We start from the raw sequence: 13,004 nt of genomic DNA on the forward strand, positions 1-13,004 counted from the left end.
CTGCGCCGCCTTTTTTGACATATCAAAGTATAAACTTCCGGGGTCCCCGCAAAGTAATCGGAATAAGCTTCAAAGGCTGCACGTCACTCAGTACTTTTGCTTCGCAAAAGCGCCCCGCTGCGAGAGGCGTCGGACTTCTTTCCGATACTCTTTGTGGGGATATTCTGGGATGATGTTTAAAATCAAACGAATGGTTCTATTAAATTGAAACTCCATCATGTGGTTGACCGCCGCCCATACAGATGCATCCCCGCTCAGGAGCTGCGCCCGATGGGAACCCTTGTTCAGTTTCGAAGCCCCCGCATTAAGATTCTATGGGGTTTTCGTCTGAAGGCGGGGGAGCCGCCGGGCCGTTTTTGCGTTTGTACAAAAACCGGGATACCAGCATCCCCAGCGCTCCGAGTCCGATAAAGAGGATTGCCCGGACAGCGACGGATACGCCCGGAAGATCTACGATAATCACTTTCACCAAAGTGAGAAAAAGCAGGGCCAAGCCCGCGAAACGCACCATCAGTTTTTGGAACAATACGCCGCAGACGATAACGACAATAGCGTATGCGGCCCATACCGCAGACAGAATAAGGTGTCTCAGATCGAAGGTCAGATCGGCAGTCAGCACATTCGTGATCTGAGTCAAAAAGATGATCATCAGCAGGGCGTCGACCCACATCAGAACATCCGGCAGATTGCGAATGGAGATTCGTTCCTCCATCCGGCGCAAGAAATAAGCCAAGACCGCCAGACTGATCAGCAGAATCAGCCAGGAAAGGCTTTCGGCCGAGATGATGTCATGAATGGCCAGGATAATGGTTTGGGACACGCCATAAGCCATTGCCGCCGCTGCCGTAATTTGCTGCATATAGCTGGAAATTCTGAAGCCCAGTAAAAGTCCGGCCGTGCCGATGACAATCGCTGCTGCCGGCGAATAGCTGTGATTCAAGATGTCCACTGCCCATAAGAACCAAGCGGCGGTCGCCATTGAAATAAATACGGGAGACTGTTCGGACCGGATATGCTTGACAAAAGCGGCAAGGCTGTAAATAAGCGCCCAAGCGATCAGCATCAGCGGTCTCCAGTGTATGCCATCACCGATGGCCGGATAAAGCGCATAAATCCAGAGCGCCATGAGGCCAAAGCCGGGGAACAGGGACAGAATTTCATCCAGTTTGCGGCGTTTGGCTCCCAAGAAAGCATAGGCCAACAAAGCGGCATGCTGTACAAATACGGCTGTGATGAAAACATGCCGGCTTCCCCTGAAATCTCCCGCAACGGAGCCGATCAATAAAGGCAGATGAAGCACGCCGATCGCAACATAATAGGCGGCTCGGAAATCGAATCTCAATGCGACGTAAACCATCGCAAGCGAGAACAAAGTTTCGTAGCCGGTAAATACCCAGGCATTCGGATGGGCGGAATGCACCAGAAACGGGATCAGGTAACCGGCAACGGTCGCGATGATGATAAGCGTCTGCGAACGACGGCGCAGCGCGGTAAAAACACAAAGCGCTATCGAAAGAATGTATAACGCGAATGCCAGGCCCGATGGAATCAGATCGTACAGCACATGCGCGGCGAATACGGATAAAATCAGTACTCCAATTGCTCCGCCAAGCAGCACTTGTCCGAGCGCTTCGCGTCGGCTGCGGATCTGCCTTTCGCCAAGCCAATACATGACGACGGCGGCGACTACGCCCAGAAGGCAGCGCACGGGTTCGGTCAAATAACCCGCTGTGACCGCAGCCGTGAATCCCCATAACACGCCAAGCAGCAAAACCACGATGAAGATACGGGGCAGCCATACCCTGGCGATCAGATGCTCCCAATCTTTGGGCGGCTTGGGCTGCATAGGAATATTCGGCCGCTGCGGATTGTTATAGGCATACGGATTCATCCCAGGCTGATTGGGAGGAGTCATGCCGCCTTGCGCCTGTCCGTAGCCGTAAGGAACCTGGCCTTGATAAGGCTGCGCGTTAACCCCGCTTTGTTGCTGCTGCTGATACCCCGGAATTCCGCTTTGCTGCTGCTGATGCTCCGGAACTCCGCTCCCCGGAATTCCCGGCTGCGCGAAGGGCTGCGTTGGCACCCCGGGCCGCCCGTGTGCAGCATAACCTTGCGGTATACCTGCTTCAGGCCGGTAACCTGTGTTAGGCGGAGGCGACTGAACTGCCTGCCCCGCCTGCTTCGTCTGCCCCGCATCGGACGGGATTCCTTCACGCCTCTCTTGGCGCAGCTGCGTCAGCTCGAGTTCCATATGCTTCATTTTGGTCTCAAGCTGCTCGATTCTCTTTTCCAAATCCAAAGGCTAACCACCCCTAAGATACCAAAATTTATGTATTTTACTTCGTAATTATAATAACACAGACCAAAGAGGTATGGACCTTGAAAATCCAACAACGTAGAAGCCCCATCTTGTGCAGACGGAGCATGTGCGCAAATTTATTTCAACCCGATGGTTGCGTTGCCGCGAATGATCTGTTTTTGGAAGACGAGAAATAACGGGATAAGCGGCAGCACCGAATGAGCGACCCCTTAACCTTAAGCAAAAACACGGCCGGCCTATTTCTTTTGTTCAAATTCTTCACGTCTCCTTTTTCTGATCAGAATCACGCTACCATCGCCTTCTAAAATAGATAACGCTTGCTATTATAGATTTTTTAGGCATAAATCAGGTTCTTCTATAAGGATCAGAGTTCGTATGAAACGGGACATGGAAGGCGGAGGACGCAAAAAAGCACCGCCGGGGCGGTGCCAGTCGAGAAAATTTTAGAAGCTGAAACTTAAGGTGCGGGAAATGTCTGATTTTCGGTTAAAACATTTTTGCCAGCGAAATCAATCCCGTGATGGTCACGACATTAAACAAAGTGGACAGCAGCACGGTTTGCGCGGCAAAATCAGGTTCGTTCGCATATTCCTCGGCGAGGATGGACGTATTGACGCCTGAAGGCATGCCGGATGCAATCAGGAGCGCTTGCGCAGGGATTCCCTTCAGACCAAGTGCGAATACAAGCCCGCAGCCGATGACTGGACCTATAATCAAGCGGATGAACAGGCTGATGTAAATATCGAGCCGATAAAGCCGGAGCGGATATTTGACGATTTGCGCCCCGAGCGTCAGCAGCGCGACCGCAACGAGAGACTGCTGGGCGTAGGTTAACGGCTGAGAAATGAACACAGGCAGCGGGACATGCAGAACATGCAGAAAAATCCCCAATACAAGGGCATAGGGGACAGGCATTTTCAGAAAGCCGATCACCATGCTCCGGTAATTTCCTTTCAGCTTCGCGCCTTGGATCGCGATCACTCCGTATGTAAAGGTCAACAGGCTTTGCAGTGACATAATGAGCGCTTGCATGGACCCGGCGAGCGGATCTCCCTTGAAGACAAGCGCATTGATCGGCATCCCGTAATTCCCGGAGTTATCAAGCATAATGCTGTTGTTAAAAGCGGCCCTCATACTGCTTGGGAACTTCATGGACCGGGCCACAATAGTTCCGATCAGCCACAGAATAAACACGTATAATCCATAAAATAAAACGACGGTCCCCAGAAGCGTACCCGACATGTCGGAATGATACATGCTCATAAAAACCGCCGCGGGCGTAATGAAATAAAAATTGATTTTGGACAGGGTATAAAGGTCAAGGCGAAAAATGCGCTGCATAAGAGAACCGCATCCGATCAGAACAAAAACAGGCAGCACAACTTCGAGTAATATCGTAACAATCATAGGATCAGCTTCCTTCACATTCATGATGTCATGGCAACTTTGCAACTCATTCATTATAGCATCGCTTTGCGGCCGGCAGGGTGGTGAAAATTCATATATTGCCGGAGATTTTTTTGAAAGAGCGCACGAAGCTGCAAAACGCCAAGTATCAGCTAAAGGAGCTTTCAGGGAATCTGCACAAGGAGGGGACATGAAATAGGTGCGGAGGGTATGGCTAACACTTACCAAAGAGATTTTTCGCCAAATTTCGCGAAAGCTTCAATTATTGGGTTTTAGTGGTTTTAGGCATTTTCGGCGAGGGTTGGTTATTTTGGGTGATTTCTTAAGCCCGCTGTATTACTGAGAGTTAAGTCTTTTTTCAAAAAGCAACGAGGTTTTTTTGTGGAATTATCTTCATTTTTTGGGATGATGGGCCGAAATAAATAACATACGCAAAATGATAATGCCGCTTGGGTATTAAGTCTTATGTAAATAAAAAAGCCCCGTGGTAACCGGCTCAGCCAGGCGGACGAAAAACACGCTTGATGCGAATGAGCAAAAAGGAGTCATCGCGAAATTTGACAAATTTAATCCGTTTTAACCTGGAGGTTATACCTATGTTATCCAATACGCAGCATGTACAGGGGAGTATCCAAGGCAGCCTGTTCAAAACGGATGTTCACGAACTTTATGCCAAGGCGCGAAACTGGAACGACCTGTCCCACGGCCATATCAGCCTTGCCCGTCATTTACTGGAGGAAGGCCTCTGCAAAGCTTCGCTAATCGTTGCCCATCTGGCCGTCAAGGCAAAGCTTAAACAAATATATCTGCAATCTGAAGGCGTATTCCCGCCTGAGGATATCTGTTACGAGGATCTGATTGACCGGACGAGGTCCTTTGCGGAAATCGATCTGGAAACCGAGTTATTCCTGAATACGCTGCATTATATCGCCGAAACGGATAATGCCGCTTTCTTGCCGCAGATTGAAAATGGGCATGGGGAGAAAATATTCGAGCGGATTCTAAGCGTGCTGAAGTCTCTGGATCAGTATGCAATCAGCAGCAGCGTCAAAATCCGGCTCGAGAATTAGGCTCCCTTCATGGCCGCGGGGCGCGATATTCGGCTTTCTTCTCGTTCAGCACCTGCTCCACTTTGGAAATATGCAGTTCCATCCGGGCCGTTGCTTCCTTCGTATCCTGATTGGCGATGGCTTCGTATATCCTGATATGCTCCTGCAGCAGCCGTTCCGCAGAGGAGCGTTCGGCGTAAAACCATAACGCACGCATATCCTTCATACTTTCATGCAGCTTGTTCGACAAAGACTCCATCAATTCGAGCAGCAGGGGATTGTGGGTCGCGATGCCGATCTGCTGATGGAATTGTACGTCGGCCTGCTCAATGAAATGCTCGTCTTCGGATTGTTTCATTTCCGTTATCAAACGCTCGAAAACGGCTATATCCTCATCCGTACGGTGATGTGCGGCAAGCGCGGCGCAGCCTGTTTCCAGCACGCGGCGGACTTCAAGAAGATGACGCAGCGAGGCTGCGCGCCCCTCCCATAAGTCAGCATACCGCTGCATAGGATGCACAGGTTCCGGCTCCGCTGGGAGCGCTTTGACGAAAGTGCCGCCGCCCTGCTTGATATCAAGCAGTCCCATGGCTTTGAGCGCACTAAGGGCTTCCCGGATGGTCGATCTGCCGACATTGTACTCGGCGGCCAGATCCACTACGGAAGATAGACGGTCCCCAGGCTGAAGCAGCCCTTCATCCATCTGTTTCTTCAAATCATTCATCACCCACTCGTATTGCTTGAGCGGTCTTTGCCGATTGTTCAATTCTTCTACTTCCTTTCTTGAATTCGCTGTAATTTTATTTTTTCACTCATCGCTGTAATTCTTTTCGCGCTTTTTCGCGTACGCACGTATAAACAATCTTTATACGAAAATGTGCTTTTGCGTTTTGAAACAAAACCCATAACATTTTCATCGTTGGTGGTGACCGTGAGATCATGTGGGCTTCTAACGAAACGTGATATCGCTATTTGCGCCAAAAGAGGCTTTTGAAAATTCCGACGAAACAGGGTATCGCTATGGAGCTAAATAAGCAGCTTTAAACCCGGATTTATCCCAAATAACGATCTGCAGTTTCATTAGATTTGATTGGCTTATGTTTTTCAGGCAATAGCGATCCATAGTTTCGTTAGAGATACAAATTCATGATTCAAATTTAAATTTTTTGATTTGGGTCTATTTTCGATTCATATATTCTAGTGTATACTTGGTCACAAGAAAAGTCATCAGATGACCTGATTAATTATATGACAAGGGGGGCTTTCCTTGCTGAAAGAAGAAGCGAAACGAGAACTTATTTCCATATTAGGCAGTGAATATGTTAAAGATGATCCGCAGTCTTTGGTAACCCATTCCTATGATGGAACGCCGATGCTGCAATCCTTGCCGGATGCCGTGGTATACCCGTCGAGCACAGAAGAGGTGTCGCAAATTATGAAAGTGCTGAGCAGACACCATATACCGGTTGTGGGCAGAGGTTCGGGCACCAATTTATGCGGCGGCACGGTACCTGTTCAGGGCGGCGTGGTGATGGTGATGCACCGGATGAACCGGATTGTGGAAGTAGATATGGAGAACCTGACGGCAACGGTGCAGCCGGGGTTGAATACGAAACAATTCAGCACCCATGTCGAAAGTTTGGGGTTATTTTATCCGCCGGATCCCAGCAGCATGTCCATCTCGACCATCGGGGGGAATATTGCTGAATGCTCGGGGGGATTGCGCGGCTTGAAATACGGAACGACCAAGGATTATGTGATCGGTCTGGAGGCGGTACTTGCAAACGGCGATATTATTCGCACAGGCGGCAAATTGATGAAGGATGTGGCCGGTTATGATCTGACCAAACTTCTGGTCGGCTCGGAAGGGACTTTGGCGATCATTACGGAAGCGATTCTGAAGCTGGTCCCGCCGCCAAAATACAAAAAGACGATGATTGCGATGTATAAGGATCTGTACGGTGCTGCGCGGACGGTATCCAAAATCATCGAAAACCGGATTATTCCGGCGACGCTCGAGATTCTTGATAACGCAACCATCCGCGTGGTGGATGACTTTGCGAAGCTGGGCCTGCCGCTTGATATGGAGGCTATTCTTATTATCGAACAGGATGGCGACGAAGAGGCCGTGGAACGGGACATCGCGGTCATTACGGAAGTTTGCAAAAGCGAAAATGCCGATCAGCTCAGCGTTGCGGCCAGCTATGAAGAGGCCGAGAAGCTGCTGACAGCCCGGCGCAGCGCTTTTACGGCCTTGGCCAGACTGCGGCCGACGACCATCTTGGAGGATGCAACCGTACCGCGCTCGAAAATTGCCGATATGGTGATTGAAATTAACCGGATCGCGAAAAAACATGAGGTGCAGATCAGTACTTTCGGCCATGCCGGTGATGGCAATTTACATCCGACGGCGACAACCGATGCCCGCAATAAAGAAGAGATCGAGCGGGTGGAAGCGGCCTTCGAGGAAATTTTTGAGGCAGCTATTCGTCTGGGAGGGACCATTACCGGCGAACATGGCGTCGGCATGGTGAAATCGCCGTATCTGGAATGGAAGGTTGGTCCGGCGGGAATCGAGGTTATGAAAGCGATTAAAAGTTCCTTCGACCCGCATAACCTTCTGAATCCCGGCAAGGTATTCGCGAAGGAAACACGGAAACGGGTGGTGATTCAACGTGGCTAAAGGGCAAACACAACAAGTGAATCCGCTGACCGAAAAGCTCCGTTTACGCCTCGATGAGGATCAATTGACCAACTGTATGCGCTGCGGTTTCTGCCTTCCGGCTTGCCCGACATTTGCGGAAACCGGCCTTGAGGCTGAATCCCCCCGGGGACGGATTGCCCTTATGAAAGCCGTCACGGACGGCATCATGGTTCCGGATCAGGCATTTGAAGATCAGATGAACCACTGCCTCGGCTGCCGCGCTTGCGAGCCTGCATGTCCGGCGGGAGTTAAGTACGGCCAGCTGATCGAGCAGGCCCGGGATGCCATTGAAGACCATAAAGAACATAAGCCGATGGTAAAGGTTACGCGCCATGCTGCTTTCAAAACGGTATTCCCGCATCAGAACCGGATGAAATGGCTGGGACGTGGACTTAAGTTTTACCAAAAATCCGGACTTCGTTCCGTAGCGCATGCAACGGGAGCGATGAAGCTATTCCCCAAGCATCTGCGCGATATGGAAAAGATTTTGCCGGACGCTTCCGGGCGCGGCGTCGCTGAGCTGATTGGCGATCATCATCCGGCGAAAGGCGAAAAAATCGCGACCGTGGCCCTGTTCAGGGGATGCATCATGGATGTTTTGTTTACCGAAACGAATATTCACACGGTAGAACTGCTGACGGAAGCGGGCTTTGAAGTGGTGATTCCGCGTGAGCAGAACTGCTGCGGAGCGCTGCTTACGCATAGCGGGGAAGCGGAAGGAGCGCGAGAACTGGCGAGACGGAATATCAAGACGTTTAAGGACGCGGGCGTGGACTATATCGTGTCTAATGCGGGCGGCTGCGGAGCGCTTCTGGTTGAATACGACCATCTGCTGCATGAAGATCCGCAGTGGCGGGACGATGCCGTTTGGTTTGCCGAGCGGGTCATCGATATCAGCGAGCTGCTTGTGCGTGCGGGAAGAAAGCTTGATTTCAGTCCAAATAGTGACAGGAAAAAGCCGGTGCGTATCACGTATCAGGATTCCTGCCATCTCCGCAACGTGATGCGTTCGGCGGATGCTCCGCGCCAATTAATGCGCCAGGTTGAGGGGGCGCAGTTCATCGAAATGAAAAATGCCGACCGCTGCTGCGGTTCGGCGGGGATCTACAATATTACGCAGCCGGCGATGGCCGGGCAAATTCTGGACCACAAAATGGGGCATGTCGAAGCCACCGAGGCCAGCTATTTGCTGACGAGCAATCCTGGCTGCCTGCTGCAAATGAAGCATGGCATCGAGGAGCATGGGCTGAGCGGCCAAATGAAGGCGGTCCACATCGTGGACTTCCTGCACGGGCAGTTGAAAAAATAGCCGCGTTTTCCGTATAGCGGAAGTACCTCCGGATAAGAAAGGGCTGCCTTCAAGCGAAAATTTTGCTTGAAGGCAGCCCTGTTTGCATGGGAGGTTGAAACGGTTCAAAACGGCTTTTCACAGCCGCTTCGGCAAGCTGGCGCGCCGTTTATTTATCGAGCTTAAAACGTTCGATCATGGTTTGCATGTCCACTGCCATCCGGGCAAGTCCGGCCGCGGAAGAACTGATTTCCTCCATGGATGCCAGCTGCTCCTGGCTGGCTGCGGTTACGCGTTCAAACGATGAGACCGTCTGCCGGGAGATACCGGCGACCTCGTGTACCGCAGCCGAGATTTCTTCGCTGCTGGCCGACATTTGCTCGGTGATTGCCGAAATATCCTGCACCTGATCCGAGATATGTTTGGCGGATTGTTCGATGTTTACAAAGGCTTCCAATGCCTCCGCGGTTACATCCAAACCTTGGTTCACATCGGCTTGTACCTTGTTTTTCATGACATCGAATGCGCTTGTGATCAGATCGGTCATTTTTACGATCGTCTGCTGGATCTCGTCAGCAGTGATGTTGGACTGGTCCGCAAGCTTGCGGACTTCGTCGGCAACGACCGCAAATCCCCGTCCGTGTTCGCCGGCACGGGCAGCTTCTATGGCCGCATTCAGCGACAGAAGGTTCGTTTGCTTGGAAATTTCCGAAATGGCCGTGCTCATGGCCGCAATATTGGCGCTGTGGTCGTGCAGCTGCTCCATCAGTTCGGCGGATTCAACCGTAGAGTGTCGGATGGTATCCATTTGGGCGCTGACTTGACGTATTTTTTGACTGCCCGCTTTCACATCGCCTTCGGTACGGCCTGCCGAATCAACGATCATCCCGGCGGATTCGGCGATTTTCTGGATTCCGCGCGTCATTTCCTCAAGGGTACGGGCGCTTTCCTCGGTTGCGAGGGCCTGGGTTGCCGCGCCTTCGGACGAATCCGAAATCAGGCCGGAGACCGTTTCAACCGATTGGGCATTCATTTCCGTGCTGGCAGTCAGCTCCTCGCTGGAAGCCGCCAGTTGGCCGGAAGTTTCGCTCATGTCCACCACCATGCTGCGTAGAGAAGCGACCATGCCGTTATAATTTTGCGCGAGGGTGCCGATTTCGTCCGTACGCTTGGTTACCACCTGCTCGTTCAGATGGCCTTCGCTAACCCGAATTGCGGATTGGTTCAACTGCTCGATCGGCCTTGTTATGCCTTTGATGATAAAGAACAGAATGACAAGAATGATAGCTACTGAAAGGACTAGTACGCCTATGGCTGTATATAGGATCGGGCGCATTGCATCGCTGTATTCGCTGTCGGGAAGAATGCCGACAATTTTGAACGATGTCAATCCATTCGTGGTGTAATATCCCCGCTGGAGCACATGAGTGTCAGGATTGTTGTAGTTGATGAAGCCGTTTTTTTGGCTGTTGATGACATCAACCTGCGCCCCGGTCGCTTTGTCCCCGATCTTTTTGGTTGGATGGGCCATCATAATATTGTTGCGGTCCATAACGTAGATGTATCCCTTGTTGCCAAGGTGAATATTGTTTACGGTTTTGTTTAGATCGTTAATGCTGAAACTGATGGTCACAGCGCCTTGCCCGTCAGGCAGCATTTTAGAAATGGTGAGCACGTAATTGCCGGTTGTTACCGAGATGGAGGGATCGGCGACCATCGCTTGGTTCGGATATTTTTTGGCGAGTTTGTACCACTCCCGGGTACGCGGGTCGTAATCCTGTTTGCCGGGATCGGGCGATTTCATCCAGACTCCCCGGTCATTGCCGATCGTTACGATTTCAGCCTCCGGATGCCGGGTTTTATAATCATCTATCAGCTTCCGAGCTTTAGGCGATTTCTGGTCGATATCTTCGGATGTAATTTGATCGGCGAGCATTTGTACGTTGGATATCTGCATTTGAACGAGGTTATCGATCAGGTTGTCAAGCAGGATGACACTGGATTTTGTCGTATCCTCCATTTTGTCCTGCAGTTGTCCTTGAGCGCTGTTAACGGAAAATAAGGCCACGATAACATTCGGTATGATAACCATTAGACTGATGATGAGTACAAGTCTGCTGCGGAGTCTTTTGATCCTGAACAAGCGCAAGGTTCCTTTCGGCTGTAATTTCAAATAAATTCCCCCAGATGAAAGTGTGATGTGGTCTCTTAAAAAGAGGTCCTCTCCTATATTTCGACAAAATCAGCACAATTTTTCATAGTAAAATTATAAAAAAACCTCTATCGATGAAATTCCCACAGAAACCAGACCGCACCCATAAGCTAACGAAACCTGCAATCATTATTCGGACAAAGATGAGCATTATATATTTCTAAACGAAACTTGTAATCGTTGGGCAAGAATGAGCATTAAATATTTTATAGGAAAATGTGCTTTTGCGTTTTGAGACAAAACCCATAACATTTCATCGTTGGTGGTGACCGTGAGGTCATGTAGGCTTCTAATGAAACCGGGTAACGCTATGTAGCTCAGGCGGAGGTTCATTTGGCCGTATTTCATGCAAATAACGATCTGTAGTTTCGTTAAATTTAAATCGGCATCGTTTTTGTGGATGTAACGCTCCCCAGTTTCGTTAGCGCATTCAGATAAGCTTAGAAGCGCGGGCAGGATTTAGAGAAACAGGGATCATCCCCAACTTTCCGGAATTTCATAAAGATTTGGAATGCAAGAAACCCTGTTCCTATAAAAAGGACAGGGTTTCTAAACTTCCGGGGTCCCCGCAAAGTAATCGGAATAGCTTCAAAGGCTACACGTCACTCATTACTTTTGCTTCGCAAAAGCGCCCCTCTGTGAGAGGCGTCGGACTTCTTTCCGATACTCTTTGCGGGGTTATTTTGATAATCTGAATCCGGTATTCCCGGACCCTCATTACTCTGGATTATAAGTTCATTTAGAAGGCTGTTTATGCAAACGGGCCTAGCCCACCAAGTCCGAAGCGAGCTATAGCCGGCTATTTCTGTTTGGAGGAGCTTCTCCATTCCTGCATAGCCGCATCCAAACGGTTCATGGCCTCAACGACCATATCCTTTGGACAAGCGATATTCATGCGCATGAAACCTTCGCCGCCGACGCCAAAGGCCGTCCCTTTATTTAGGGCCAATTTGGCTTTGGTCAGCAAAAAGTCCGACAATTCATTCTTCGTCATGCCAAGTTCACGGAAATCGAGCCACAGAAGATAGGTTGCTTCTGGCCGATAAGCTTTAATTTCCGGCATATGTTTAGTAATGTAGTCCAGCGCATAATCGATATTCCCCTGAAGGTAATTCAGCAGTTCATCGAGCCATTCGCCTCCGCCGGTGTAGGCCGCCTGCGTTGCCGCGCTCCCAAGCGCGCTGATTGTACCCACATGATAAATCTCCAGCGTTTTTTGGTAAGCACTGCGGATGTCCGGATCCGGAATGATGATGTTGGATGTGTTAAGTCCGGCAATGTTAAAGGTTTTGCTCGGCGCGGTGCAGATGATCGAACGGCTTGCGGCATCGCCGGATAATTTGGCAAGAGGCGTATGGGTGTTTTTGGCATACACCAGATCGGCATGAATTTCATCAGATACGATCAGGACGTCATGGCGCGCACAGAGCTGAATCAAAGCTTCGAGTTCCTCATGCTCCCATACCCGTCCGACCGGATTATGCGGGCTGCACAAGATCAGCATCTTGATGGGTCCGTTATTCAAAATCTGCTCCAAACCTTCAAGGTCCAGAGAATAGCGTCCGTTTTCGTATTTTAGCGGATTCAGTACAAGCTCGCGTCCCTGGTCTTCTACGACGCTGTGAAACGGCGGATAAACCGGCGGCTGGATTACGACTTTGTCGCCGGCGCGGGTGAAAGCCTGAACGGCAAAGGTGAGTGCGGGAACGACGCCTGGGCAAAATACGATCCAGTCAGGTTCGATCTCCCAACCGTGCCGCTGCTTCATCCAGTCGACGATGGATTGTTTGTATTCATCGGTCTGCATGGTGTATCCGAACACCCCATGCTCGACACGCTGCCGCAGCGCTTCGATAACGGATGGCGGGGATTCGAAATCCATGTCGGCCACCCACATGGGTAAAGCGTCTGACGTACCGAAAATATGTTTCATGTTGTCCCACTTGTCGCAGCCGGTCTGTTGACGCGAAACGGGTTTATCAAAATTCAATGTATTGCCCTCCCTCAAAATCAGCAGAAATAGA

8 protein-coding genes are annotated in these 13,004 nt (G+C 50.5%); 3 read left to right on the forward strand and 5 right to left on the reverse strand.

What is annotated here, in order from left to right; translation table 11 throughout:
• Nucleotides 1-304 precede the first annotated feature (304 nt).
• Both L6442_RS07030 and L6442_RS07035 read right to left on the reverse strand, forming a co-directional pair.
• Complete coding sequence (locus L6442_RS07030; RefSeq protein WP_212977530.1) at nt 305-2,299, reverse strand: DUF2339 domain-containing protein; 1,995 nt, start codon at nt 2,297-2,299, stop codon at nt 305-307.
• Nucleotides 2,300-2,806: 507 nt separating this feature from the next.
• On the reverse strand, nt 2,807-3,727 hold the full coding sequence (locus tag L6442_RS07035) for an AEC family transporter (RefSeq protein ID WP_194232643.1): 921 nt from the start codon (nt 3,725-3,727) through the stop codon (nt 2,807-2,809).
• Between the two features lie 596 nt (nt 3,728-4,323).
• On the opposite strand from L6442_RS07035, the gene L6442_RS07040 reads away from it, so the two are divergent.
• Nucleotides 4,324-4,797 carry a hypothetical protein gene (locus L6442_RS07040; protein WP_194232642.1) on the forward strand — a complete coding sequence of 158 codons (474 nt, stop codon included), beginning with the start codon at nt 4,324-4,326 and terminating at the stop codon, nt 4,795-4,797.
• A gap of 7 nt (nt 4,798-4,804) precedes the next feature.
• Here the strand turns inward: L6442_RS07040 and L6442_RS07045 are convergent, their stop codons facing one another.
• Nucleotides 4,805-5,542 (reverse strand): FadR/GntR family transcriptional regulator, encoded by a 738-nt coding sequence (locus L6442_RS07045; RefSeq protein WP_306436669.1) that lies wholly within the window; start codon nt 5,540-5,542, stop codon nt 4,805-4,807.
• Between the two features lie 501 nt (nt 5,543-6,043).
• Between L6442_RS07045 and L6442_RS07050 the strand changes: the two genes are divergently transcribed.
• Together L6442_RS07050 and L6442_RS07055 are read left to right on the forward strand one after the other, a co-directional pair.
• Nucleotides 6,044-7,459, forward strand: a complete 1,416-nt coding sequence (locus tag L6442_RS07050) for an FAD-binding oxidoreductase (RefSeq protein ID WP_212977531.1) — start codon at nt 6,044-6,046, stop codon at nt 7,457-7,459.
• Nucleotides 7,452-8,789: a (Fe-S)-binding protein gene (locus L6442_RS07055; protein ID WP_336513159.1), complete on the forward strand. Its 1,338-nt coding sequence runs from the start codon at nt 7,452-7,454 to the stop codon at nt 8,787-8,789. Before L6442_RS07050 ends, L6442_RS07055 begins: the two co-directional genes overlap by 8 nt.
• A gap of 148 nt (nt 8,790-8,937) precedes the next feature.
• Here the strand turns inward: L6442_RS07055 and L6442_RS07060 are convergent, their stop codons facing one another.
• Together L6442_RS07060 and L6442_RS07065 are read right to left on the reverse strand one after the other, a co-directional pair.
• Nucleotides 8,938-10,941 carry a methyl-accepting chemotaxis protein gene (locus tag L6442_RS07060; RefSeq protein ID WP_306436670.1) on the reverse strand — a complete coding sequence of 668 codons (2,004 nt, stop codon included), beginning with the start codon at nt 10,939-10,941 and terminating at the stop codon, nt 8,938-8,940.
• A gap of 838 nt (nt 10,942-11,779) precedes the next feature.
• On the reverse strand, nt 11,780-12,970 hold the full coding sequence (locus L6442_RS07065; RefSeq protein WP_212977532.1) for a MalY/PatB family protein: 1,191 nt from the start codon (nt 12,968-12,970) through the stop codon (nt 11,780-11,782).
• Nucleotides 12,971-13,004 lie beyond the last annotated feature (34 nt).

Source organism: Paenibacillus azoreducens (genome assembly GCF_021654775.1).
Taxonomy (GTDB): domain Bacteria; phylum Bacillota; class Bacilli; order Paenibacillales; family Paenibacillaceae; genus Paenibacillus_AQ; species Paenibacillus_AQ azoreducens.

What these genes read in the sequence shown, in the direction of transcription:
- L6442_RS07035 (WP_194232643.1), bottom strand. Translation starts at nt 3,727, where the DNA reads ATGATTGTTACGATATTACTCGAAGTTGTGCTGCCTGTTTTTGTTCTG.
- L6442_RS07040 (WP_194232642.1), top strand. Translation starts at nt 4,324, where the DNA reads ATGTTATCCAATACGCAGCATGTACAGGGGAGTATCCAAGGCAGCCTG.